The 22,399-nt window shown below is 70.5% G+C and carries 21 protein-coding genes and 1 other RNA gene; 7 read left to right on the top strand and 15 right to left on the bottom strand.

The genetic code is table 11. The annotated features are described in order from the left end of the window. Positions 1-45: 45 nt before the first annotated feature. The 5 genes from GGQ63_RS10275 to rnpB all read right to left on the bottom strand — a co-directional run bounded on the left by GGQ63_RS10275 (position 46) and on the right by rnpB (position 4,452). Positions 46-1,773 carry a peptidoglycan D,D-transpeptidase FtsI family protein gene (locus GGQ63_RS10275; RefSeq protein WP_183855320.1) on the bottom strand — a complete coding sequence of 576 codons (1,728 nt, stop codon included), beginning with the start codon at positions 1,771-1,773 and terminating at the stop codon, positions 46-48. After that, a complete protein-coding gene (ftsL, locus tag GGQ63_RS10270) occupies positions 1,770-2,150 on the bottom strand; it encodes a cell division protein FtsL (RefSeq protein WP_183855318.1) in 381 nt (126 codons plus the stop codon). Before ftsL ends, GGQ63_RS10275 begins: the two co-directional genes overlap by 4 nt. Next, entirely contained in the window at positions 2,150-3,154 is a 1,005-nt protein-coding gene (gene rsmH, locus GGQ63_RS10265) for a 16S rRNA (cytosine(1402)-N(4))-methyltransferase RsmH (RefSeq protein WP_183855316.1), read from the bottom strand. Before rsmH ends, ftsL begins: the two co-directional genes overlap by 1 nt. Further along, positions 3,151-3,615: a division/cell wall cluster transcriptional repressor MraZ gene (locus GGQ63_RS10260; RefSeq protein ID WP_183855314.1), complete on the bottom strand. Its 465-nt coding sequence runs from the start codon at positions 3,613-3,615 to the stop codon at positions 3,151-3,153. Before GGQ63_RS10260 ends, rsmH begins: the two co-directional genes overlap by 4 nt. 448 nt (positions 3,616-4,063) lie before the next feature. Next, positions 4,064-4,452, bottom strand: an RNA gene (gene rnpB / locus GGQ63_RS10255) — RNase P RNA component class A. Between the two features lie 101 nt (positions 4,453-4,553). Here rnpB and GGQ63_RS10250 point away from each other — a divergent pair. The 3 genes from GGQ63_RS10250 (at position 4,554) to GGQ63_RS10240 (ending at position 7,829) form a co-directional block, all read left to right on the top strand. Beyond that, entirely contained in the window at positions 4,554-5,045 is a 492-nt protein-coding gene (locus tag GGQ63_RS10250) for a DUF305 domain-containing protein (protein ID WP_183855312.1), read from the top strand. A 97-nt stretch (positions 5,046-5,142) separates the two neighbouring features. Then, positions 5,143-6,117 carry an ABC transporter substrate-binding protein gene (locus GGQ63_RS10245; protein ID WP_183855310.1) on the top strand — a complete coding sequence of 325 codons (975 nt, stop codon included), beginning with the start codon at positions 5,143-5,145 and terminating at the stop codon, positions 6,115-6,117. A gap of 5 nt (positions 6,118-6,122) precedes the next feature. Continuing rightward, positions 6,123-7,829: an ABC transporter permease gene (locus GGQ63_RS10240; RefSeq protein ID WP_183855308.1), complete on the top strand. Its 1,707-nt coding sequence runs from the start codon at positions 6,123-6,125 to the stop codon at positions 7,827-7,829. Here the strand turns inward: GGQ63_RS10240 and GGQ63_RS10235 are convergent. The 4 genes from GGQ63_RS10235 to GGQ63_RS10220 form a co-directional block, all read right to left on the bottom strand. Then, a complete protein-coding gene (locus tag GGQ63_RS10235; RefSeq protein ID WP_183855306.1) occupies positions 7,826-8,875 on the bottom strand; it encodes an ABC transporter ATP-binding protein in 1,050 nt (349 codons plus the stop codon). The two genes, GGQ63_RS10240 and GGQ63_RS10235, sit on opposite strands and share 4 nt — an antisense overlap. Positions 8,876-8,931: 56 nt before the next feature. Beyond that, positions 8,932-9,432, bottom strand: coding sequence for a lytic transglycosylase domain-containing protein (locus GGQ63_RS10230; RefSeq protein WP_183855303.1), 501 nt, complete (start codon positions 9,430-9,432; stop codon positions 8,932-8,934). Between the two features lie 157 nt (positions 9,433-9,589). Then, positions 9,590-10,321: an N-acetylmuramoyl-L-alanine amidase gene (locus tag GGQ63_RS10225; RefSeq protein WP_246429700.1), complete on the bottom strand. Its 732-nt coding sequence runs from the start codon at positions 10,319-10,321 to the stop codon at positions 9,590-9,592. After that, on the bottom strand, positions 10,318-11,034 hold the full coding sequence (locus tag GGQ63_RS10220; protein ID WP_183855301.1) for a J domain-containing protein: 717 nt from the start codon (positions 11,032-11,034) through the stop codon (positions 10,318-10,320). The genes GGQ63_RS10225 and GGQ63_RS10220 overlap by 4 nt, the downstream gene beginning before the upstream one ends. A gap of 170 nt (positions 11,035-11,204) precedes the next feature. Here GGQ63_RS10220 and GGQ63_RS10215 point away from each other — a divergent pair, with 170 nt between their 5' ends. Beyond that, a complete protein-coding gene (locus GGQ63_RS10215) occupies positions 11,205-14,936 on the top strand; it encodes a hydantoinase B/oxoprolinase family protein (RefSeq protein ID WP_183855299.1) in 3,732 nt (1,243 codons plus the stop codon). Positions 14,937-14,944: 8 nt separating this feature from the next. Here the strand turns inward: GGQ63_RS10215 and GGQ63_RS10210 are convergent, their stop codons facing one another. Next, positions 14,945-15,949 (bottom strand): zinc-binding alcohol dehydrogenase family protein, encoded by a 1,005-nt coding sequence (locus GGQ63_RS10210; protein ID WP_183855297.1) that lies wholly within the window; start codon positions 15,947-15,949, stop codon positions 14,945-14,947. A gap of 115 nt (positions 15,950-16,064) precedes the next feature. Between GGQ63_RS10210 and GGQ63_RS10205 the strand changes: the two genes are divergently transcribed. Continuing rightward, a complete protein-coding gene (locus tag GGQ63_RS10205; RefSeq protein ID WP_183855294.1) occupies positions 16,065-16,415 on the top strand; it encodes a winged helix-turn-helix transcriptional regulator in 351 nt (116 codons plus the stop codon). 3 nt (positions 16,416-16,418) lie between these two features. Here GGQ63_RS10205 and GGQ63_RS10200 read toward each other — a convergent pair whose 3' ends face one another. Then, the gene (locus tag GGQ63_RS10200; protein WP_183855292.1) at positions 16,419-17,129 is read right to left on the bottom strand and encodes a hemerythrin domain-containing protein; all 711 of its coding nucleotides are present in this window, start codon (positions 17,127-17,129) and stop codon (positions 16,419-16,421) included. Between the two features lie 101 nt (positions 17,130-17,230). Further along, positions 17,231-18,187 (bottom strand): extensin-like domain-containing protein, encoded by a 957-nt coding sequence (locus GGQ63_RS10195; RefSeq protein WP_183855290.1) that lies wholly within the window; start codon positions 18,185-18,187, stop codon positions 17,231-17,233. A gap of 133 nt (positions 18,188-18,320) precedes the next feature. Here GGQ63_RS10195 and GGQ63_RS10190 point away from each other — a divergent pair, with 133 nt between their 5' ends. Continuing rightward, positions 18,321-18,689, top strand: a complete 369-nt coding sequence (locus GGQ63_RS10190; protein ID WP_183855288.1) for a BA14K family protein — start codon at positions 18,321-18,323, stop codon at positions 18,687-18,689. 334 nt (positions 18,690-19,023) lie between these two features. After that, positions 19,024-19,902: a YihY/virulence factor BrkB family protein gene (locus tag GGQ63_RS10185; protein ID WP_183855286.1), complete on the top strand. Its 879-nt coding sequence runs from the start codon at positions 19,024-19,026 to the stop codon at positions 19,900-19,902. Here the strand turns inward: GGQ63_RS10185 and GGQ63_RS10180 are convergent. From GGQ63_RS10180 to GGQ63_RS10170, 3 genes are all read right to left on the bottom strand, one after another. Further along, positions 19,899-20,915: a DUF2336 domain-containing protein gene (locus tag GGQ63_RS10180; protein ID WP_183855284.1), complete on the bottom strand. Its 1,017-nt coding sequence runs from the start codon at positions 20,913-20,915 to the stop codon at positions 19,899-19,901. The two genes, GGQ63_RS10185 and GGQ63_RS10180, sit on opposite strands and share 4 nt — an antisense overlap. Before the next feature lie 366 nt (positions 20,916-21,281). After that, complete coding sequence (locus GGQ63_RS10175; protein ID WP_183855282.1) at positions 21,282-21,599, bottom strand: AzlD family protein; 318 nt, start codon at positions 21,597-21,599, stop codon at positions 21,282-21,284. Next, entirely contained in the window at positions 21,596-22,294 is a 699-nt protein-coding gene (locus GGQ63_RS10170; protein ID WP_183855280.1) for an AzlC family ABC transporter permease, read from the bottom strand. The genes GGQ63_RS10175 and GGQ63_RS10170 overlap by 4 nt, the downstream gene beginning before the upstream one ends. Positions 22,295-22,399: the final 105 nt, after the last annotated feature.

The following is a 22,399-nucleotide window of genomic DNA, read 5'->3' as shown; positions in this document are numbered from 1 at the left end:
TCGGTTCTCATCGGGCGGAGGGCATAGCGACCCTTTCCTCTCGCCTCAATAGGACACGAGCAAGGCACCCCCGGGTTGCGGCGCCTCCGGCTTGACGCCGAGCAGCGCCGCCGAGCGTCGCACGATCGCCCCGACGGTGGGCGCGGCGTTGAGGCCGGCGGTGGCGCCGATGCCCTCGCGCTCCGGCTTCGGCTCGTCGAGCGTGACGAGGACGACATAGTTCGGATCGTCCATCGGGAAGGCGGCGAGGAAGCTGTTCAGCCGCTTGTTGTTGACGTAGCGGCCGTTCTCGACCTTCTCCGCCGTGCCGGTCTTGCCGCCGACGCGATAGCCCGGCACGCCGGCGCGGCTGCCCGAGCCGCGCGGATCGGCGATGTTGAGATTGAAGAGGTAGCGCATCTTGTCGCTCGTCTCCGGGCTGATGATACGGGTGCCGAGCGCCATCGCCTCCTTCTCGGTGCGCCGGAAGAAGGTCGGCGGCAACAGGATTCCGCCGTTGACGAGCGCGACGTCCGCCATCGCGGCCTGCATCGGCGTGATGGCGATGCCGTGGCCGAAGGACACCGTCATCGCGGCGACGTCGCTCCACTTCTTCGGCAGCTGCGGCGTCGCGACCTCCGGCAGGTCCGTCTGCAGCTTCGAAAGCAGGCCGAAGCGCTCGAGATAGCCGCGCTGATTGTCGAGCCCGACGGCGAGCGCCATCTTCGCCGTCGCGATGTTCGACGAATAGAGGAAGATCTCCGGCACGGAGAGCACGCGGTGCTTGCCGTGGAAGTCGGAGATGGTGAAGCGGCCGACGCGGATCGGCGCGCGGGCATCGAAGGTGTCGTCCATCTTCACCCGGCCGCTGTCGAAGGCCATGGCGAAGGTGAAGCTCTTGAACACCGAGCCGAGCTCATAGGTCCCGGCGGTCATCCGGTTGAGCCGGTCGGGCTTGTTGGCGTCGACCGGATTGTTGGGATCGAAATCGGGCAGCGAGGCGAGGGCGAGCACCTCGCCGGTCTTCGCATTGACGATCACCCCGGTCGCCGCCACCGCGTGATAACGCTCCATGGCCGAGGCGAGCTCGTCGCGCAGCACGTGCTGGACGCGCAGGTCGAGCGAGAGCTCGACCGGCTCCAGGTCGCTGCGGCCCATCGCGAAGCCGGCGCCGTGCAGATCGGAAAGGCCGCGCTGGTCGACCGCCCGCTCGATGCCCGCAATGCCCTGATTGTCGACATTGACGAGGCCGACGACATGCGCCGCCGCCGGTCCGCCGGGATAGAAGCGCCGCTTCTCGGTGAGGAAGCCGATGCCCGGAATGCCGAGCCGGTGAATCGCCGCCTGGACCGCCGGCGAGATCTCGCGTTTCAGCCAGACGAAGCCGGCATCGCCCGAGAGCTTGCGGCGCAGCTCCGAGGGCTTGAGATCCGGCAGCACCGAATTGATCAGTTCGGCCGCCTCGTCGGGATCGATGATGCGGCGCGGCTCGGCATAGAGCGAGGCCGTGTTGATGTCGGTGGCGAGGATCTCGCCATTGCGGTCGACGATGTCGGGCCGGGTGGTGGCGATCTCGGAAGCGGCACGGCCGTAATGCACGACGTCGTCGGTCTCGGTGAGGCCGAGATAGACGAGCCGGCCGGCGAGCACGCCATAGACCATCGTGAAGGCGCAGATGGCGAGGAAGAGCCGGCCGCGCGTCTGGTCGCGCGCGACCTTCGGCATCACCCGGCGACCCGGCTTCAGACGCGGCGTGCTCGCGACGGCGGGACCGTCGAACATCGTCGTGCTCATCGGATCGGGGCTCCTGCGACCGGGGGCTTCGGAGGGGCGGGCGGCGGCGGAACGGCACCGGTGGTGAAGCCGTCGAGCGCGGGCGGCACGACCGGCTTCTCCGGCACATCGGCGAGCGAGGCGATCTGCCGGACGTCGAGCGGCGCGAGCTGCAGGAAACCCGCGTGGCGGGCGACGAGGTTCTGCAGGCGCGCCGGCTGGTCGAGCACGCTCCACTCCGCCTTGAGGAGGGTGAGCGCCTCCTTCTCCCGGGCGATGTCGGCACGCAGCGTCTTGACGTGATCGGCGGCGAGTTCGGCGCGGTGCTTCATCGCATAGGTCGCCATCGCGCCGGCGATCGTCACGACGAGGAGGACGAGGTTGAAATAGCGCCCCATCAGCCCCTCCCCCCGACGAAATCGGGCAGCACCGGTACGCCGATCGCGGCGAGATCGAGCGGCCGGGCGGGATGGCCGGTGCGGATGCCGGCGCGCAGCTTCGCCGAGCGCGAGCGCGGATTGCGGGCGATCTCCGCCGCGTCCGCCTCGACCACGCCCTTCACCGCGAGGGTGAAGGTCGGCGGCGCGAGGGTCGCCTCGGGCAGATGGCGCGAGCCGCCGGCGCGCGTCTCGCTGCGCTCGGCGAGGAAGCGCTTGACGATCCGGTCCTCGAGCGAGTGGAAGGTGACGACGACGAGCCGGCCGCCTTCGCGCAGCGCCCGTTCGGCGGCGGCGAGCGCCCGGCCGAGCTCTTCCAGCTCGCGGTTGACGAGGATGCGCAGTGCCTGGAAGGTCCGCGTCGCCGGATGGATCGGATCGTCGTGACGGCGGCCGACGACGCGCTCGACGAGACCGGCGAGTTCGAGCGTACGGGTGAAGGGCTTCGCCTTGCGGTCCTCGGCGATCGCGCGGGCGACCGCACCGGCACGCCGCTCCTCGCCGAGCACGGCGATGACGCGGGCGAGGTCGCGGGGGTCCATCCGGTTGACGACATCGGCCGCACTCGGCCCCTGCCGCTCCATCCGCATGTCGAGCGGGCCGTCCTGGCGGAAGGAGAAGCCGCGCTCCGCCTCGTCGATCTGCATCGAGGAAACGCCGATATCGAGTACGACGCCGTCGACGGCCGGATGACCGGCCTCGGCGGCGATCGTGTCGAGGTCGCCGAACCGGCCGTGCACGAGGTCGAGCCGGCCGGCCTGCGCCGCGACGAGCGCCGCCCCCCCGGCGATCGCCTCCGGATCGCGGTCGATCGCGATCACGGATGCGCCGGCGCCGAGGATGCCGCGCGTGTAACCGCCGAAGCCGAACGTGCCGTCGACGATCGTCTCGCCCGGCCGCGGCGCCAGATGCGCGAGCACGGCGTCGAGCATGACCGGCACATGGCGCAGCGCCGCCTCGCTCATGCCGCACCGCCCGCGCCGCGCGCGCCGAGCCGGCCGCGAATGTCGCGCAGCCGCGCCTTGGCGGCGTCGCGATAGGCGACGAAGCGCTCCGGCTCCCAGAGCTGGAATTTGTAGCCCTGACCGACGAAGGTGACCGCCCCGGTGATCCCGGCATGCGCCTTCAGCGTGTCGGTGAGCGCGATGCGGCCTTCCGTGTCGATCCTCAGCACCTCGCTCTCGCCGATCAGCGTGGTCGAGAGCAGTTCGTGATCGTCCGAAAAGGGTTCGAACTGGCCGAGCGTGTCCTTGATCTGGCCGACGAGCCGCGAGCCGCCCGCATCCACCGACGCCTGATCGAGACTCGGGCAGCAATAGAGCCCGTCGAACCCGTCGCGTGCCAGGACGGCACGGAAGGATGCGGGGATCGACACGCGCCCTTTCGAGTCCAGCCTGTTCGTGAAGGTGGAAACGAACTCGTCCATCGCCCCTCTCGCCGGCGTCGAACCGGGACAAGGCGGCCGCCCTCCGGGTCCGCGAGGAACCCGGATCGGGAAGGACACCTGGCACCGCTCTGACGCTGACCCGTCGGTTCCGCACAAGACCGAAGCCACTCCGATGGGAGGCCTCTCCCATCACTCGGCGGGTCACGATTGGGATATCATGGGCCTCTATGGGCGTCAATGGAATCAAGCCCCACCGAGTCCCCCCAGACCGACAACGCGAAGCTGACGCGCTTTGGTTAACCCTTCGTTGAAACCGCAGAAATCCAAGCATTTTCGGACGATATCGAGCGTCGTCGCCAAGCGCGCCGCCCTGCGGCGCGGCGGGGCCGACGTCCTGCCGCAGGGAGGCCGCAACGGCCCGCCCGCCATGGGCGGCCGGCGGCGTGGGACACCGTCCCACCCGCACTCCGCCCGAACTCTGAAGGGAGTTGCCAGCCGGCCTGTAAGCCGGGTTCTGTATGGCGGCCGAAGCCGCGTGACGACCATTCCTCTGGGACGCCCGTCGCCGGACGCCTCGCGCGACCCACCCGGACGACCGCCCCGGAGAGGGGTGGGGCTTTCGCCCCGCGTCGTCCCTATTCGGTCTTGCTCCCGGTGGGGTTTGCCATGCCGTTCCCGTTGCCGGGCCCGCGGTGGGCTCTTACCCCACCTTTTCACCCTTGCCGCGCGGCATGCCGCACGGCGGTTCGTTTTCTGTGGCACTTTCCCTGGGGTCGCCCCCGCCGGGCGTTACCCGGCACCGTTTCTCCGTGGAGCCCGGACTTTCCTCCCCGGCGGCCTTTCGACACGTGCCGGAGCGGCCGTCCGGCCGGCTGGCGCCCGCCTGCATATAGGGATTGGCCCGCCGGTCAAGGACGGATGCATCGATCGCGGGGCTCGCCCGTTCCAGACGGGGGCCTTCCCGAAAGGGCAATGCGATGAGCTATCTCCGCTTCGCCGCGATGATCCTCGCCTCGACCGTTCTGATGTTCGGGCTCATGTACCTCAACACCTTCGCGCCCGAGCACGTGTTCTTCAGCCAGACCCGGGCCTGGATGACCCTGATGATGGGCGCGGCGATGACGATCGTGATGATCGCGTTCATGGGCGCGATGTATCCGAACCCCCGCGTCAACATCGCCGTCACGGCGCTCGCCGCGGTCGTGTTCGCCGGTGCGCTGTGGCTCGTGCGCAGCCAGGAGACGGTCGGCGACGTCGCCTACATGAAGGCAATGATCCCGCATCACTCGATCGCCGTCCTGACGAGCAGCCGCGCCCACATCCGCGACCCGCGCGTGCGCGCGCTCGCCGACGGGATCATCGCGACCCAGTTGCGCGAGATCGAGGAGATGAAGGGGCTCATCGAAGCGCTCGAACAAACACCCGTCCCGGCCGACGCGTCGGACCTGCCGCCGCGTCCGGCCGGATAGTCGTCTGTCATCGGGACGTGACCGAGTGGGCTTAATCGGCCGGACGACGGCGGGCGCCTCCCTCCCGCCCGACGCTCGAAGCCGAAAGGACCCCCCGATGCGCTCGTCCCTCCTCGCCGCCCTGATGCTCGCCACCGGCCTCGGCGCGGCTCATGCCGCCGAAGGCAAGCTCGTCCTCTACACCAGCCAGCCCAACACCGACGCCCAGCAGACCGTCGACGCCTTCATGGCGAAGAATCCCGGCGTCACCGTCGAATGGGTGCGCGACGGCACGCCGAAGATCATGGCGAAGCTGCGCGCCGAGATCGAGGCCGGCGCGCCGCAGCCCGATCTGCTGCTGATCGCCGACGTGGTGACGATGGAAGGCCTCAAGAAGGAAGGCCGCCTGATGGCCTATCCGCAGGCCGACATCACCGCCTTCGAAGGCGCACAGATGGATCCGGACAAGACCTATTTCTCGACCAAGCTCATCACGACCGGCATCGTCTACAACACCAAGGCACCCTTCGTGCCGCAGAGCTGGCTCGATCTCGCCAAGCCCGAGGCGAAGGGCCTCGTCGCCATTCCGAGCCCCCTCACGTCCGGCGCGGCGCTCATCCACACCGTCACCCTGACCGAGAACCTCGCCGAGGGCTGGAAGTTCTATCAGGACCTCGGCGCCAACGGCGTCCAGGCGAGCGGCGGCAATGGCGACGTGCTGAAGGCGGTCGCCGGCGGCGACAAGCTGTTCGGCATGATCGTCGACTATATGCCGATCCGCGAGAAGGCGAAGGGCGCGCCGGTCGAGTTCGTGTTCCCGACGGAAGGCGTCTCCGCCGTGACCGAGCCGGTCGCCATCCTCTCGACCGCCAAGAACCCGGACGCCGCCAAGGCTTTCGTCGACTTCATCCTGTCGGAGGACGGCCAGAAGCTCGCCTCCAGCCAGGGCTATATCCCGGCGCGCGCCGGCGTGGCCCTGCCGGCCGGCTATCCGGACCGCGCGGCGATCAAGGTGCTCTCCTATGACGCCGCCGCCGCGCTCGCCAACGAGACGGCGAACAAGGAGAAGTTCTCCGAGGCGCTCGGCCAGTAGGCCCCATGGCCCGCATCGAAAGTCCGGCGGCGGCGCGCCGCCGGCGAAACGAGGGCGCCGCGACGGTTCTCGCCGCGCTGCTGGTCATCGGCCTTCTCGCCGCCCTGCCGATCGGACGGCTGCTCCTCGCGGCGATCGCGCCGGGCGGCGTCTTCGACCCCGCGGCCCTCGCCGAGCGGCCCGCCCGGCCGGCGGCGCTGCGCGCCGCGGTTCACACGCTCGACACCGCCTTCTTCGGCGCCCTCGTCTCGCTCGCCATCGGCGGACCCTTCGCCTTCGCCCTCGCGCTCACCGACCTGCCCGGCCGGCGCGCGCTCGGCTTCTTCTTCATCCTGCCGCTGATGATCGCCCCGCAGGTGACGGCGCTCGCCTGGCTGCATCTCCTCGGCCCATCGAGCGCGCTTCTCGGCGCCGTCGGCCTCGCCCCGCCGCCGGGCAGCGGCAACCCGATCGCCGGCCGCGGCGGCATCATCCTGCTCTATGGCATCCAGCACGCACCGATCGTCTTCGTGACGCTGCGCGCCGGCCTCGCCGGCCTGCCGCGCGATCTCTTCGAGGCGGCGCAGGCCGCGGGCGCCGGGCGCCTGCGCGCCCTCGTGACGATCGTCCTGCCGCTGCTTCGGCCCTCTCTCGTCGCCGCCGCGGCGCTCGCCTTCATCTCCGGCATCGGCAATTTCGGCATTCCGGCGCTCCTCGGCATGTCCTCCAACTATCTGACGCTGACGACGCTGATCTATCAGCGCCTGGCGAGCTTCGGTCCGGCCGCGCTGCCGGAGGCGACGGCGCTCGCGGTGCCGATCGCCGGCCTCGCCATCGCCGGCATCATCGTCCAGGCCCGGGCACTCGGCCGGCGGTCGACACGTTTCTCCACAGGGCAGCCGCCGCGACTGCGGCTCGGTGCACTGCGGCTGCCGGCCGCCCTGCTCGCCTGTCTTGTGCTCGTCCTCATTCTGGTCCTACCGGCGGCCGCGCTGCTCGCCGCCGCGCTCGTGCCCGCCTTCGGCGTGCCGCTCTCCCCCGAGACCGCAACCCTGCGCAATTTCGAGGAGGTGCTGTTCTCCCAGGCGGCGACGGCGCGGGCCTTCCGCAATTCCTTCCTGCTCGCCGGAGGGGCGGCGCTGATCCTCGCCACGATGGCCATCCCGCTCGCGGTAGCGACCGAGCGGTTTTCGCCGCGCGTCCGCACGCTCGTGCGCAACCTCGTCGAACTGCCTTACGCGATCCCCGGCATCGTGCTCGCGATCGCCTGCATTCTCCTCTTCCTGCGGCCGCTGCCCCTGATCGGCAGCCTCTACGCGACGGCCGCGATCATCCTCGTCGCCTATCTGATGCGGTTCCTCGCCCTCTCGCTGAAGCCGGTTTCCGCCGCGATCGGCCGCATCCCGCGCGAGCTCGACGAGGCGGCCGCGGTGTCGGGCGCGCGGGCGCCGCGCCGGCTCCTGACCATCACCGCGCCGATCGCGCTGCCCGCCGCGGTCGCCGGGGCCCTGCTCGTCTTCATGAGCGCCTTCAACGAGCTGACCGTATCGGCGCTGCTCTGGTCCGGCGGCAACGAGACGCTCGGCGTCGTACTCTTCAGCCTCGATGAAGCCGGGCTCGGCAACGCCGCGGCGGCCATCGCGACGGCGACCCTCGCCGTCGTGGTGCTGCTCCTCGCCGCCGTCGACCGGCTCGGCGCCCGCCTTCCCGCCGGCACCCTGCCCTGGCGCTAGCCGGGCACCACCCAGGCATCCGAAACGGCGATGCGGATCGGGGCGCCGACGGCGGGCGCTTCCACACAATCGACGAGGAGGCGCTCGCCGTTGGCGATCGCTGCGACCACCTCGTAGAACGCGCCGCGATAGGTCGCGGAGGCGACGGTCGCGGCGAGGGCCGGCGCCTGTGCATCGGCCGCGATCCGCAACCCCTCGGGACGCAGAAGCAGCCGGACGGATCCGGACATCGGGCGCGCGGCGCGCGCGGGGATCGCAACACCGGCCACCTCGACCGTGGCCTGTCGCTCCGCGGCGCCGCGGACCTCGCCGGAGACGAGCGCGCCGCGCCCGACGAAACCGGCGACCATCGCATCGGCCGGGGCGCGATAGATCTGTTCGGGTGCGGCGAGCTGGGCGATCCGCCCGCCCTGCATCACGGCGACCCGGTCGGCGAGCGCGAGCGCTTCGGACTGGTCGTGGGTTACGTAGAGGATGGTCGCGCCGGAACGGCGATGGACCTCACGGAAGGCCTCCACCATGGCGGCGCGCAGATGCACGTCGAGATTGGCGAGCGGCTCGTCGAACAGGATGACGCCGGCCTCGGCCACGAGACAGCGGGCGAGCGCGACGCGCTGCCTCTGGCCACCGGAAAGCTCGTCGATCCGGCGGCCCTCGGCGCCCGAAAGGCCGACGATGCCGAGCACTTCGGCGATACGGGCCGCACGCTCCGCCCTGCCGACGCCGCGGGTGGCGAGCGGATAGCCGACATTGCCGGCGACATCCATGTGCGGCCAGAGCGCATAGGACTGGAACACCACGCCGATGCCGCGATCCTCCGGCCCGATCTGGCGCCGCGGATCGGCGATCACGCGGCCGTCGAACCGGATGACACCCTCGTCCGGCGCCTCGAACCCGGCGATCAGGCGCAGGAGCGTCGTCTTCCCGCAACCCGATGGTCCGAGAAGCGCCGTGAAGGAGCCCGCCGGAAGGGTGAGCGACACCGCATCGAGCGCCCGCGTCGCAGCAAAGGTCTTCGAGAGGCGCTCGGTGGAAATCTCGATCATCGCGACTGCCTAGCGGCGCTCGATGACGCTGCGACGACGACCGAGCGGAGCGGCGGTCAGTTGCTGGCGAGGATCTGCCGGACCTTCGAGCAATAGCGCGCCGGCCCCTTCGACATCCGCTTCGCGGCGTGGCCGGCATTGTAGCGCAGGATCGTGCCGCAGAGGTCGCCGTCGGCGAGATCGCGCGCCATGCCGAGATAGAGCATGCCCCAGCGCAGATTGATGTCCGGATCGTAGAGCGCCTTGCGGCTGCCGGTGTAGCCGAGGCCCCGCGCCGTCGCGAGCTTGATCTGCATCAGGCCGATCTCGCCGGCGCTGCCCGTCATGTTCGGCCGGTAGCGGCTCTCGACGCTGACGACGGCATGGGCGAGCTCGAGGGGAACGCCGTTCTCCGCGGCGTGGCGGGCGATCAGCGTCGCATAGGGACGCTCGGCATTCGCGGCTTCGATGCGCGTCTCGTTCGATTTCAGGAGCCGGCCCGACGCGGCGGCGGCGGGAAGCGCCTGAAGGGCGCAGAAGGCGAGCGCGAGAGCGACCGGCGCGAGCGATAATTTCATTATAGGTAAAAACTCACTCTGTTGCGGTGCGCTCCCTTCGATTCCGAATTGCGCCGAAATGCGGCCCGACCGTTCAAATGTGTGAAAGATTTTTCGTAATTCGTGAGCGCGATGGCGTCGGCAGGCCGCCTCGGCGGTGCTGCGCGGGAGCGTCCTTTCAGACGAGGGCGCGGGCCAGCCTGTGCAGCGTCGCGAGGGTCGAGCGGTCGGCGATGCCGTCGACGCGCTCGGGCCGGAAGTGGCGCTGGAAGGCGGTCACCACCGCCTCGGTCGCCGGATCGTAAACGCCGGTGATCTCAAGGCCATAGCCGTAATAGCCGAGCATCGCCTGGAGTGCGGCGACCGGCTCGCCGGCCTCGCCGGGGGCAAGGAAGCGTCCGCCCGAGATCGGCTCCGGCGGCACGAAATGGCCGACGCCGGCGGCCGCCAGCCGACCCCAGGGAAACTTCTCGCCGGGGTCGCGCTTGCGCTGCGGCGCGACGTCCGAATGGGCGAGCACACGCTCGGCCGGTATGCCATGACGTGCGCAGATGTCGCGGGCGAGCGCGGCGACCGCCTCGACCTGGACATCGGGAAAATCCGGATAGCCGTGATCATGGCCGCGATTGGCGATCTCGATCCCGATCGAGCGGCCGTTGACGTCGGCCTCGCCCTTCCATGACGACACGCCGGCATGCCAGGCGCGCCGGTCCTCCTCGACCATCTGCGTCACGACGCCATCCTCGGCGACGACGTAGTGGCAGGAGACCTTCGATTCCGGCGCGGCGAGCCAGGCGATCGCCGCCTCCGCGCTCGCCATGTCGGTATAGTGCAGGATCAGGAGGTCGACCGGCTTGCCGGCCGGGCGCTCATTATGGTTCGGCGACGGCCGCCGGACGATCGCGATCAAGCGAAGGCCCGCTGCCGGCGGATGCGGTCATAGGCGCCGTTGAGCGCGGCGAGCTTCTGGGTCGCGATGGCGATGAATTCGGGCGGCACGCCGCGGGCGATCAGCCGGTCGGGATGCGTCGCGGAGACGATCCGCCGGTAGTGCCGCTTCACCTCGTCGTCGCTCGCGGCGCGGTCGACACCGAGGATCAGATAGGGATCGCCCTCTTCCGGCACGATGTGACGCGCCTCGATCCGCTGGAAGGCGGCGCTCGTCATGCCGAACAGCGCGGCCACCCGGGCGAGATAGGCGAGTTCCTTCTCGTGCACGGCACCGTCGGCCTTGGCGATGTGGAACAGTCCGTCGACGATGTCCTCATAGATCTCGGCGCCGCGCTCATAGAGGCCGGCGAGCTTCGTCGCATAGGCCTCGAAGCCGGCAACGTCCTGACGGGCGATGTTGTAGAGCCGGGCGACGTTCTTCGCCTCCCCCTCCGGGATGACGAAGAGCTGGCGGAAGGCCTCGACCTCGTCCGCGGTGACCACACCGTCCGCCTTCGCCATCTTGGCCGAAAGCGCGATCATCGAGACCGAGAAGGCGACCTGCCGGCGCATCTCCGGATCGCCGCCGAACACCGATTTCACGGTCTCGACGATGCCGTCCACGAACGTCCCGAGGGCGCAGGGGCCGGGCAGGCAGTGCAGGAGTTCGGCGAGACGGGACCAGAGGCTCATGGAAGGCAGACCGGAACGAGTCACCCATCATAGGCGATGCGGCGGCACGGCGCGAGGCCGCGTCTCCGCGCCGCGCCGCCGCAGGGGTTCGCGCCACAAGTCCCGCGCAAGCTTGCCCTCGCCACGGACGGCATGCTTGATCGGCGCGGACGAGCGCGAGGAGCGGGCAGATGGCGGGCGGCGGACGGTGGGACTTCTGGATCGACCGCGGCGGCACCTTCACCGACATCGTCGCGCGCGATCCCGAAGGCCGGATCCGGGTCCACAAGCTCCTGTCGGAGAACCCCGGCGCCTGGCGCGACGCGGCCGTGCACGGCATCCGCGAGATGATCGGTCTCGCCGCCGGCGCGCCGATCCCCGCCGGCACCATCGCGACCGTGAAGATGGGAACCACCGTCGCCACCAACGCCCTTCTCGAGCGGAAGGGCGAGCGCACCCTCCTCGTCATCACGGCCGGCTTCCGCGACGCGCTCGAGATCGGCTATCAGGCGCGGCCCGACATCTTCGCGAAGAAGATCGTCAAGCCGGAACTCCTCTATGCCGGGGTCGTCGAGGCCCAAGAGCGCGTCCGCGCCGACGGAACGATCGAGCGGTCGCTCGACGAAGCTCATCTTGAATCAGAACTTCAGCTTCATCGCCGAAGCGGTTGCGATGCCGTCGCGATCGTCTTCATGCACGCCTGGAAATATCCCGAGCACGAGCGCCGCGCCGCCGAGATCGCCCGCGCCGCGGGCTTCCGCCAGATCTCGGTGTCGCACCGCGTCTCGCCGCTCGTGAAGCTCGTCGGCCGCGGCGACACCACGGTCGTCGACGCCTATCTCTCGCCGATCCTGCGCCGCTATGTCGACCAGGTGGCGGAGGAGCTCGGGATCGGACCTTCGGAAGCCTCCGGGGACGGTCGGGGTGAACCCGATACCCTCACGCCCCCTCCCTTTCCCGCGAAGCGGGACGGAGCAGGGGGAGCGGGTCGGCCGGATATCTCCCACGCCTCGGCACCGCGCCTGATGTTCATGATGTCGTCCGGCGGCCTGACCGCGGCCGAACTGTTCGAGGGCAAGGACGCGATCCTGTCCGGGCCGGCGGGCGGGGTCGTCGCAGCGGTCGAGACCGCGCGACAGGCCGGCTTTCCGCGCGTCATCGGCTTCGACATGGGCGGCACCTCGACCGACGTGTCGCATTTCGATGGCGAATATGAGCGGAGCTTCGAGACGGCCGTGGCGGGCGTGCGCATGCGCGCGCCGATGATGCTGATCCACACGGTCGCGGCCGGCGGCGGCTCGGTCCTGCATTATGACGGCGCCCGCTTCCGCGTCGGTCCGGATTCCGCCGGTGCCGACCCCGGCCCCGCCTGCTACCGCCGCGGCGGGCCGCTCGCCGTCACCGACGCCAATGTCATGACCGGCAAGCTGCGGCCGGACCATTTCCCCCGCATCTTCGGTCCCGGCCGCGACGCGCCGCTCGACACGGCGACGGTCGAGGCCGGCTTCGCCCGGCTCGCCGAAGCGGTCGGCGACGGCCGGACCCCGGTCGAGATCGCCGAGGGTTTCCTGAAGATCGCCGTCGCCAACATGGCGAACGCCATCAAGAAGGTCTCGGTCGAGCGCGGCTACGACGTCACCGGCTATGCGCTCAACTGTTTCGGCGGCGCCGGCGGCCAGCACGCCTGCCTCGTCGCGGACGCGCTCGGCATGACGACCGTGCTGATCCATCCCTTCTCCGGCGTGCTGTCCGCCTATGGCATGGGTCTCGCCGACATCCGGGCGATCCGCACCAAGGCGGCGCTGCTGCCGCTCGCCGCCGGCTCGATCCCGGAACTCGCCGCGCTGCGCGAGGCGCTGCGGGATGAGGCCGTCGCGGAGGTCGCCGGCCAGGGCGTCGCCCCCGCGGCGATCGTCGCGACCGCGCGCGCCCATCTGCGCTATGACGGCACCGACACCGCCCTCCCCGTGCCGTTCGAGGACGGCGACATCGCCGCCATGACCGCCGCTTTCGAAGCGGCGCACCGCAAGCAGTTCGGCTTCGTCTTCGCCGACCGGCGGATCGTCGTCGAGGCGATCGAAGCGCAGGCGGTGGGGGGCGGCGAGCCGCTCGCCGAGACCGAGATGCCGGCGCCCGCGAGCCGGCCGGAGCCCGCGGAGCGGGTGCCCGTCTATTGCGACGGTGCGTGGCGCGAGGCGGCGGTCCATCCGCGCGCGCAACTGCCGCCCGGCGCCGTCGTCGACGGTCCGGCCCTCGTCGTCGAGCCGCACCAGACGATCGTCGTCGAGCCCGGCTGGCGCGCCCGCGTCACGGCGCGCGACCATATCCTCCTCGAACGGGTCGCGGCGAAGGCCCGCGCCGCGGCGGTCGGCACCGCCGCCGACCCGGTCATGCTCGAGGTCTTCAACAATCTCTTCATGGCGATCGCCGAACAGATGGGCGTGACGCTGCAGAACACCGCCTCCTCGGTCAACATCAAGGAGCGGCTCGATTTCTCCTGCGCCGTGTTCGACGGCGAGGGCCGGCTCGTCGCCAACGCGCCGCACATGCCGGTCCATCTCGGCTCGATGGACCGCTCGGTCGAGACGATCATCGCGGCGAATACCGGCGCGGTGCGGCCGGGCGACGTCTTCGCCCTCAACGCGCCCTATAATGGCGGCACCCACCTGCCCGACATCACGGTCGTCACGCCCGTCTTCGACGCCGCCGGCGGCGAGATCCTCTTCTGGGTGGCGAGCCGCGGCCACCACGCCGACATCGGCGGCGCCGCGCCCGGCTCGATGACGCCGCGGGCGACGACGGTCGACGAGGAGGGCGTGCTGATCGACAATTTCCGCCTCGTCGAGGACGGCCGCTTCCGCGAGGCGGAGATCGTGCGGGTGCTCACGGAACACCCCTTCCCGGCGCGCAACGTTGCGCAAAACGTCGCCGACCTGAAGGCGCAGATCGCCGCGAACGAGAAGGGCGTCGCCGAACTCGCCCGCATGGTCAGCCATTTCGGCCTCGAGACCGTGCGGGCCTATATGGGCCACGTCCAGGACAACGCCGCGGAGAGCGTGCGGCGGGTCATCGACCGGCTGAAGGATTCCGAATTCGCGGTCGAGACCGACCAGGACGCGGTGATCCGGGTGAAGATCACCGTCGACCGGGCGGAGCGGCGGGCGAGAGTCGATTTCACCGGAACGAGCCCGCAGCAGAAGACCAATTTCAACGCGCCCGAGCCGGTGACCCGCGCCGCCGTGCTCTACGCCTTCCGCGTCATGGTCGAGGACGCGATCCCGATGAATGCCGGCTGCCTGCGGCCGATCGACATCGTCATCCCCGAGGGCTCGATGCTCGCGCCGCGCTATCCGGCCGCGGTCGTGGCGGGCAATGTCGAGACCAGCCAGCAGGTGACCAACGCCCTCTTCGGCGCGCTCGGCGCGATGGCGGCGAGCGAAGGCACGATGAACAACCTCACCTTCGGCAATGACCGCTACCAGTATTACGAGACGATCTGCGCGGGCGCGCCGGCCGGCATCTTCAACGACGGCACGGGTTTCGACGGCGCGGACGCGGTGCACGTCCACATGACCAATTCGCGGCTCACCGATCCGGAGATCCTCGAACTGCGCTTTCCGGTCCTGCTCGAGGATTTCCACATCCGCCGCGGCTCCGGCGGCAAGGGCCGCTGGTCGGCCGGCGGCGGCACGGAGCGGACCATCCGCTTCCTCGAGCGGATGGACTGCGCCATCCTCTCCTCCCACCGCACGATCCCGCCGCACGGCCTCCTCGGCGGCGCGGCCGGCGCGCTCGGCAAGACCGAGGTGCGCCGTGCCGACGGCCGGATCGAGGAACTCGCCGCCTCCGACCAGACGGTGCTCGACGCCGGCGAGGCGGTGATCATCACCACCCCGACCGGCGGCGGCTACGGCCGGCCGTAGGGCGTCCCCTACCAGCCCTCGACGACGATCTTGCCGATCGACCGGCCGCTCTCGATGAGGGCGTGGGCGGCTTTCAGATTGGCGGCGTCGATCGGGGAGAGGGTCTTCTGGATCGTGGTGCGCAGCCGGCCCGCGTCGACGAGGCCCGCCACCTCGTCGAGCAGCTCGTGCTGCCGGATCATGTCGGGCGTGCCGAAGACGGGCCGCGTGAACATCGATTCCCAGTGGATTCCGATAGCCTTCGCCTTGAAGGGGACGATGTCGAGCGTCTCCATGTCGTCGATGATGCCGACATGGCCCTGCGGCGCGACGAGCTTCTGGATCGCCGGCCAGTGGGTCGCGGTCTGCGTGAGCGCGAGCACGATGTCGATCTGCGGCAGGCCGATGCGGGCCGCCTCCTCGTCCAGCGGCTTGGTATGGTCGACGACGTGATGGGCGCCGAGCGCGCGCACCCATTCGGCCGTCTCCGGCCGCGAGGCGGAGGCGACGACCGTCAGACCCGTGAGCGCCCGGGCGAGCTGGATCGCCACCGAGCCGACGCCGCCGGCGCCGCCGATGACGAGCAGCGAGCGGCCGGTCTCGCCTTTCTCGACGCCGATCCGGTCGAACAGCAGCTCATAGGCGGTGATCGCGGTGAGCGGGATCGCCGCGGCCTCGGCGAAGGAGAGCGTTGCCGGCTTGCGACCGACGATCCGCTCGTCGACGCAGTGGAATTCGCTGTTGGTGCCCGGCCGGGCGATCGAGCCGGCGTAGAAGACGGCGTCGCCCGGCCGGAACAGCGTCACTTCGGCGCCGACCGCCTCGACGGTGCCCGCGGCATCATAGCCGAGCACCTTCGGCTCGCCCTTCGGGTCGGCGCGCTTCCGGACCTTGGTGTCGACCGGATTGACCGAGACGGCCGCGACACGGACGAGAAGATCGCGCGGGCCGGGTTCGGGACGGTCGAGGACGACATCGAGCAGCGCCGCCTCCTCGGTGATCGGCAGCGACTGGCGGTAGGCGACGGCGCGCATCGGCTCTTCCTCTTGCGTTCGGTTGCGTCGCCGCGCACTTTGGCACTATGCGCCGGAACGGCAAGAATGCACTTTTCGGGCCTGTAGGCACCGTTCGGATACCATGGAGCCGCCGATGAGCCGGACCGCCGCCGACCCTTACGAGAAATGCGCCGTCGAGACCGCGCTCGATCTGATCGACGGCAAGTGGAAGGGCGTGATCCTCTTCCACCTGATGGGCGGCACGCTGCGCTTCAACGAGATCCGCCGCCGCGCTCCGGGTGCGACGCAACGCGTACTGACCAAGCAGCTGCGCGAGCTGGAAGCCGACGGGCTGATCCTGCGCACCGTCTATGCCGAGGTGCCGCCGCGGGTCGAATACCGGCTCTCCCCGCTCGGCGAGAGCCTTTCACCGATCATCGAGGCGCTGAAGGCCTGGGGCACCGCCTATCAGGAGAGCGGCGCAGAGGCGCGCCGCGCGGCGTGAGCCTCAGGCGGCGAGGCCGAGCCCCGCATCGACCCGGCGCCATTCGGCATCGGTGAGCACCGGCTTGACGACGCCCTCGACGAGGCCGGTGAAGACCTCGGCCGGCATGACGGCGCGCATGCCGGAGAGCATCTCGATCCGCACCACCGGGTCGACCGCCGGGAACATCAGCCGCAGCGCGTCGGTCATCACCTCCGGCGGGATCGAGGCGACGATGCGGTGCTCGATATCGGCGAGTTCGGCATCGGTGAACAGCCGGTGCAGCATCGGCAGGATCACCGTCTCCTCTTCCAGCATGTGCTCGAAATCATGCGCGATGAAGGTCGCGTAGCGATGATAGAGCGCGCGGATCGCGGAGCGGCGGGCGGAGCCTTCCGCCGCCTCGATGGCCTCGACGAACGCTTCGAGCTCGACGAAGGACCGTTCATGGTCCTCGTGATCGTCGGCGAGGCCGGCGGAAGCGCCCGGAAGCCGCTCCTCGAGGGCGGTGTGGATGAAGTCGTTCTCGTCGGTGAGGTGGAAACGGCCGAGCACCAGCAGCCGGCGAAGCTCCGCCATCGCCGCGGCGACCGCCGCGTCATCGGCGGCGTCGAGCGCACCGATGCGGGCGAGGAAGCTCATCTCCGCCATGCGCAGCGCACGATGGATGGTGCCGTAGAGATCGTAACGGGCATCGGCGGCCTCCTGGGCCGCGATCAGGGAAGCGACGGTCATTGGGGATTCTCCGGGGCGGCGCCCGAGCGGCGCCGATCGAGCGAGGCCATAGCCGCTCGCCGGAGGGGCGGCAGTGACGGTTGTCACATGCCGCGCCGCACCTACTCCGAATAGGAAAGCGGCACGCGCGCCGGCGGCAGCCAGCGTTCGTCCGCCTGCCGGGCCGGCATAGGCGGCGGAGGCAGCGCCGCGGCCGGCGCGGCGGGTGTCGCGCCGTAGAGCACGTCGTCCGTGCCGGCGATCCCCTCCTCTTCCGCCGGCGTCTCGCCGTTCGGATAGCCATAGAGCATCGACCGCTCGGCAAGGGACTGCGGCGCCGGCATCGGTTCCGCGGGCGGCAGCGAGACCATCAGGCCCGGTGCCGGCATGGCGGGCGGGGTGAGCCGCGGGCTGCAATAGACGGAACGGCCGGTCTTGCCGCGCCGGGCGAGATCGAGGTGGAGATGGTCCTCGTGCAGCCGGTTGCTGCCCGGCCCGAGCACCGTGGTGAACGGTCCGCAGGCGGCCGCCGCGACCGTGCGCAGGAAGGCCTGCTCCTCCGGAGCGCCGCGCCGCCAATGGGTCTTCACCCGCACGATCCGGCCGCTCGCGAATTTGAAGCCGGCGACATCGATCGCATTGCCGAAGGCGTGCTCTGAGAGCTCGGCGCCGCGCCGATGGTTGATCGGCCGGCAGGAATAGGAGCCCATCGACAACACCTCGATCACCGGTTCGCCGAACCAGGCGAGCGCGGCCGGCTGCACACTGTTGGTGAGCCAGGCCTCGGTCGTCGCGGTGATGTTGCAGCCGAGCGGATAGGTCGAGGAGAGATTGATGCGGCCGCCGTCGAAGGCGGAAACCTTGAGCGGCTGCTCGATGCCGCAGGCACCGCGGCCGTCGATCTCGCGGCCCGGCTGCTGGAAGGCCGAGGGGATCACCCGGCCCTCGCGGAAACAGGCCCGCTCGGCCTTGTCCCGCCAGGCTTCGCGTCCCTCGTCGAGGAAGTTGAAGCCGCAACCGGACAGGAACAGGCCGAGCAGGACTGCCGACGCGGGACGCAACAGGACGCAACGCAACATAGGCCGGGATCATCCGCCGATCGCCTTAACGAAGTGGAAACGACGTTCGACACGGTCGTTCATCGCCGGTTCATGCGGCGGCGGCGACACTCCCCGCGGGGTCGACGAGGGGCGGTTCAACCTTGGAGGAGGCATGAACAGACTCTCTCGCGCGCTCTGCGCGCTCACGCTCTGCGCCACCACGGCCGGCGGCGCCGCGGCGGCCCCGCTCGCTGCGCCGACGACGGCCCAGGCGACGGCGCCGACGGCGCAGTCCGATGTGACCGAGGTGCGGCATCGTCGCTGGCACCATCGGCGGCATCACTGGCAGGGCTTCCGCGTCGCGCCCGGCTATTACTACCATCGACCGTATTACCGGCCCTACTACCGGGCGCCGGCCTGGCGCCTGCCGGCCCGCCATGTCCGCTGGTGCGAGGCGCGCTATCGTTCCTACCGGGCCTGGGACAACACGTTCCAGCCCTATAACGGCCCGCGGCGGCAGTGCCGCTCTCCCTTCTACTGAGCCGGACAGGTCCGTTCCGGCGCTTCGGGGCGGCGGTCCTCGCCGCCCCGCCATGGCTGCACCGCCGCAGCGCCTTGGCCCCCGGGCGACCGCGCGCTATGATTCGTCGCGGGGACCGATGCGGAGACGGGCGCGGACGATGCGAAGCGAGACCGCATGGGCGGACGGCGGGAGGCGGCGGTATGCCTCGACACACCGCGCGAGCCCGCCGCGTGTGGGAGCCGTCCGCTGCGGGCCGTGAGACCCATCGCCTCCGATTGTGGCCGCTCCGAACCGCGCGGTTGCCGTCGTGCGATGATTGCGGCCGCCCTCCCCTTTCGGGCGGGCTGATCCGATGCGCCTCCTCGCCCCCCGCACTCTGCTCGCGGTCGCGGTCGAGACCCTCGAGGGTTTCGTCTTCCATCGCGCGACGCGGGCGGCGAACGACATTGCCGTCTCCGCCTTCATCGCCCTCTTTCCCTTCCTGATCTTCGTCGCGAGCCTCGCCAATCTGCTGCGCTCGCCTTCCCTGTTCGCCGCCGCGGAACAGTCGATCTTCGTGCTCTGGCCGACCGACATCGCGCATCCGCTGGTGCGGGAATCCGCCCGGGTGATCAACAGCCTCGGCGGCGAGGCGGCCGCCTTCAGCCTGGCGGTCGCGGTATGGCTGAGCTCGAACGCGCTCGAGGCCGTGCGCGAATCCTTCGACGACGCCTATGAGATCGTCGAGCGGCGCGGCTGGTGGCGGCGCCGGGCGGAGAGTGTGGTGCTCGTCCTGCTCGGCGCCGGCTTTCTCCTCGCGCTCGCCTGGATCGTCGGCTTCCTCAGCGCCCTGCCCCTTCCGACCGTGACGCTCGCCCCGCTCGTGCCACAACCCGTCAGCCTCGCCCGCATGGTGCAGGTGCTGTCGGGCCTCGTCGTCTATCTCGGCCTGCTCGTCGCATGCCATCGCCGGCTCGTGCATGGCGGACGCAGCTTCAAGGCGATCCTGCCGGGCATCGGCTTCACGCTCGTGCTTTCCGCAGCGGCCACCTGGGGGTTCGCGCTGTGGACGAGCCGGATCGTCGACTACCGCACGACCTATGGCAGCCTCGCCATCGCGCTTGCGACGCTCGTCCTCTTCGTCCTGCTCGCCGCCACGCTGGTGCTCGGCGCCGAGCTCAACGCCGCGATCGAACGGGTTCGCGACGACCGGGCGAAGGGCCCGCGCCTGCTCTCCTGGGCGCGCTATTAGGGACCCGTGGGTGTCCCCCGCGCGCGAGGCCTGCGGATGCCGAGGAGCGCGAGGCCGCGCTCCGCATCGGCGAGGCTCAGCGTCTCATAGCGCCTGGCGAGCCGCTCCACTTCACGGGCGGGCCGGCGGGCGCCCGCGCCGCTGAGGCCGACGAGCGCCGCAAAGACGTCGCCCGGCAATCCGGCCACCTTGCACAGCGCGGCGATCGGAGCGGGATCTCGCCGGCCGATCAGCTCGGCGACCCGCGCGGCCGGCAGTCCGATCGCGGTCGCGATCAAGGTTGACAATGCGCGCAGCCGGCTCTCCTCCGTATGAGGCCGCAGGGCCTCGGCGACCGCCTCGGGCGACAGCCACGGGGTGGGCGGGATCGCCGGCGGGGATCGCAGCGCCATCGCCCGCAGCGCCCGGAGCTGCCGCGCCAGAAACGGGACGAGCCGTTCGGCGACCTCGGCCGGCGCATCTTGACGGGCAGCGAGCCGGGCGCGGAGTTCGCCATCCGCCTCGGCCCGGCCGAGCAGGATGGCGAGCGCCCGGCCGGAGAGCGGCGCCGCATCATTGGCCGCGAGCGCGTGCAGCACGGTCCGCTCGCCGCCCTCGACGAGCCCCTCGACGAGCGCCGGATCGAGATCGCGCCGCATCGCGATCGCCGCCCGGTGCGGCGCTCCGTGCGCTTCGGCGAGGCGTGCGAGATCGGCAGTTCCGAGCACCGGCGAATGCCGCAGGAGCGGCGCGGCAACCGCAATCGGCTGCGCCGCGAGATGGAGGGCGAGGCGGACCGGGAGATCCGGTGCCTCCGCCAGCCGCGCCGCCAGCGCCGCCGCCCGCCCGGCCGGCAGACCGGCGAGCAGCCGCAGAACGACATCGGCATAGAGGGCCGCTGCGACCGGCGAAGGTGGAGGGCCGGCAAGAAAGAGCCGCGTCACGCGATCGAGCAGTTCCGCCCGACCGGCCTCCGAGCGATCCGAAGCGAGCCGTGTCCAGGCGGCGTGGGCAGAGGCGTCCGCGAGCTGCATGGACCGCGAGCTTCACCGCCATTCGATAATATTCGGTTGCCACCGGTCGCCCGTTCCGCGGGGCGCTCGCGGATGTTTTTTCCACCGTGCCGCCGCAATTTGGAACGGGCAGGGCGCCGCCCGCCGCCGCCGAGCGGCCGCGCCCCTTGCGGATCCGTCAGACTGCGTTAAGCTCTGTGTCACAATTCGGACACGGAAGATCACGGAGACCCGACATGAGCCTCGTCCGTCCGTTCCAGTTGCTGACCGTGAGCGCCGCCTTCCTGTTCGTCGGCGCGATCCTGCTCGGAGCCCTCTGAGACACGGGCAGCGCAAGACCAGAGTCATTCGGCCGGACCTCCCCGGAGGGCCGGCTTTTTTGTTGCCTCAGCCGATCAGGGCGCGCGCCGCGGCGACCGCCACCACGCCGGCGAGCGCGGCCAGAATGTCGTCGCCCTTGACGCGCCAGACAAGGAAGGTCGCGGCGAAGCCGATCCATTCCGGCGGGCCGCCGTGAACGGCGATCGGAGCGAGGATCGCCCCCATCACGGCGAGCGGGAGCGCGCGCAGCCAGGCCTCGACCAACGGCGTGACGGCGACGAAGCGCATCAGGAAGAAGCCGGCGGCGCGGGTCAGGAAGGAGACGGCCGCCATAGCGGCGATGACGAGGGCGGCGCCCCCCGCGGTGCCGGTGTCGACCGTCATGCCGTCGCTCCCCGTCGCCGCGCATAGGCGCCCGCGACACTCCCCGCGAGGCCGCCGGCGAGCACGTGCCAGGAGCCGCCGCCAACCGCATCGACCGCGAGCGCGATCCCTCCGCCGACGAGGAGCGGCACGAGATCGGCCTTCCCCTTCCAGAATCCGCAGGCGAGCACGAAGAAGAAGGCGGGCAGGAAGAAATCGAGCCCGAGCCGGCGGGTGTCGCCGAGCAGGCCCCCGAAACCGGCCCCGGCGAGCGTTCCGGCCGTCCAGCCGAGCATGAAGGCGGTGCCGAGCCCGACGAAGACGGCGACATCGTTCCGCCCCTCCTCACGCTCCTTCATCGCCGCCGCCCAATTGGCGTCGACGAGCAGGAAGAGCGAGGGATAGGCGATGTGCGGCGGCAGCCCGCGCATCCAGGGCTGCATCGCCGCGCCGAACAGGAAGTAGCGCGCGTTCATGGCGAGCACCGCGACCAGCGAGGCGACGAGCACATCCGGCGAATTCCAGGAGTGGAGCGCGAGGAGCTGCGCCGTGCCGGCGAAGACGACGACGCTCGCCACCCCGGCGGTGACCACGCCGACGCCCGCCTTCGCCGCCAGCACGCCATAGATCAGCCCGAAAGCGGCCATGCCGGGCGTCAGCGGCAAGCCCTCGAGGAAGCCGCGGCGAAAGCCGGCGCGGGTGAAGATGGCGGACATGGGGGGTGGCCAGTTGTCGGATGAGCGGATCGTCTAGCGGATTCCGCGCGGCGGTGCCAGCGGGCCGCAACGGACTTGACAATGGTCAGCGCGATCGGTCCTGCT

Source organism: Prosthecomicrobium pneumaticum (assembly GCF_014199915.1).
Lineage (GTDB): Bacteria > Pseudomonadota > Alphaproteobacteria > Rhizobiales > Kaistiaceae > Prosthecomicrobium > Prosthecomicrobium pneumaticum.
Note: the sequence above shows the minus strand (reverse complement) of the source record. Positions and strands in the feature narration are given on the sequence as shown.

What these genes read in the sequence shown, in the direction of transcription:
- GGQ63_RS10275 (WP_183855320.1), bottom strand. Translation starts at nt 1,773, where the DNA reads ATGAGCACGACGATGTTCGACGGTCCCGCCGTCGCGAGCACGCCGCGT.
- ftsL (WP_183855318.1), bottom strand. Translation starts at nt 2,150, where the DNA reads ATGGGGCGCTATTTCAACCTCGTCCTCCTCGTCGTGACGATCGCCGGC.
- rsmH (WP_183855316.1), bottom strand. Translation starts at nt 3,154, where the DNA reads ATGAGCGAGGCGGCGCTGCGCCATGTGCCGGTCATGCTCGACGCCGTG.
- GGQ63_RS10260 (WP_183855314.1), bottom strand. Translation starts at nt 3,615, where the DNA reads ATGGACGAGTTCGTTTCCACCTTCACGAACAGGCTGGACTCGAAAGGG.
- GGQ63_RS10250 (WP_183855312.1), top strand. Translation starts at nt 4,554, where the DNA reads ATGAGCTATCTCCGCTTCGCCGCGATGATCCTCGCCTCGACCGTTCTG.
- GGQ63_RS10245 (WP_183855310.1), top strand. Translation starts at nt 5,143, where the DNA reads ATGCGCTCGTCCCTCCTCGCCGCCCTGATGCTCGCCACCGGCCTCGGC.
- GGQ63_RS10240 (WP_183855308.1), top strand. Translation starts at nt 6,123, where the DNA reads ATGGCCCGCATCGAAAGTCCGGCGGCGGCGCGCCGCCGGCGAAACGAG.
- GGQ63_RS10235 (WP_183855306.1), bottom strand. Translation starts at nt 8,875, where the DNA reads ATGATCGAGATTTCCACCGAGCGCCTCTCGAAGACCTTTGCTGCGACG.
- GGQ63_RS10230 (WP_183855303.1), bottom strand. Translation starts at nt 9,432, where the DNA reads ATGAAATTATCGCTCGCGCCGGTCGCTCTCGCGCTCGCCTTCTGCGCC.
- GGQ63_RS10220 (WP_183855301.1), bottom strand. Translation starts at nt 11,034, where the DNA reads ATGAGCCTCTGGTCCCGTCTCGCCGAACTCCTGCACTGCCTGCCCGGC.
- GGQ63_RS10215 (WP_183855299.1), top strand. Translation starts at nt 11,205, where the DNA reads ATGGCGGGCGGCGGACGGTGGGACTTCTGGATCGACCGCGGCGGCACC.
- GGQ63_RS10210 (WP_183855297.1), bottom strand. Translation starts at nt 15,949, where the DNA reads ATGCGCGCCGTCGCCTACCGCCAGTCGCTGCCGATCACCGAGGAGGCG.
- GGQ63_RS10205 (WP_183855294.1), top strand. Translation starts at nt 16,065, where the DNA reads ATGAGCCGGACCGCCGCCGACCCTTACGAGAAATGCGCCGTCGAGACC.
- GGQ63_RS10200 (WP_183855292.1), bottom strand. Translation starts at nt 17,129, where the DNA reads ATGACCGTCGCTTCCCTGATCGCGGCCCAGGAGGCCGCCGATGCCCGT.
- GGQ63_RS10195 (WP_183855290.1), bottom strand. Translation starts at nt 18,187, where the DNA reads ATGTTGCGTTGCGTCCTGTTGCGTCCCGCGTCGGCAGTCCTGCTCGGC.
- GGQ63_RS10190 (WP_183855288.1), top strand. Translation starts at nt 18,321, where the DNA reads ATGAACAGACTCTCTCGCGCGCTCTGCGCGCTCACGCTCTGCGCCACC.
- GGQ63_RS10185 (WP_183855286.1), top strand. Translation starts at nt 19,024, where the DNA reads ATGCGCCTCCTCGCCCCCCGCACTCTGCTCGCGGTCGCGGTCGAGACC.
- GGQ63_RS10180 (WP_183855284.1), bottom strand. Translation starts at nt 20,915, where the DNA reads ATGCAGCTCGCGGACGCCTCTGCCCACGCCGCCTGGACACGGCTCGCT.
- GGQ63_RS10175 (WP_183855282.1), bottom strand. Translation starts at nt 21,599, where the DNA reads ATGACGGTCGACACCGGCACCGCGGGGGGCGCCGCCCTCGTCATCGCC.
- GGQ63_RS10170 (WP_183855280.1), bottom strand. Translation starts at nt 22,294, where the DNA reads ATGTCCGCCATCTTCACCCGCGCCGGCTTTCGCCGCGGCTTCCTCGAG.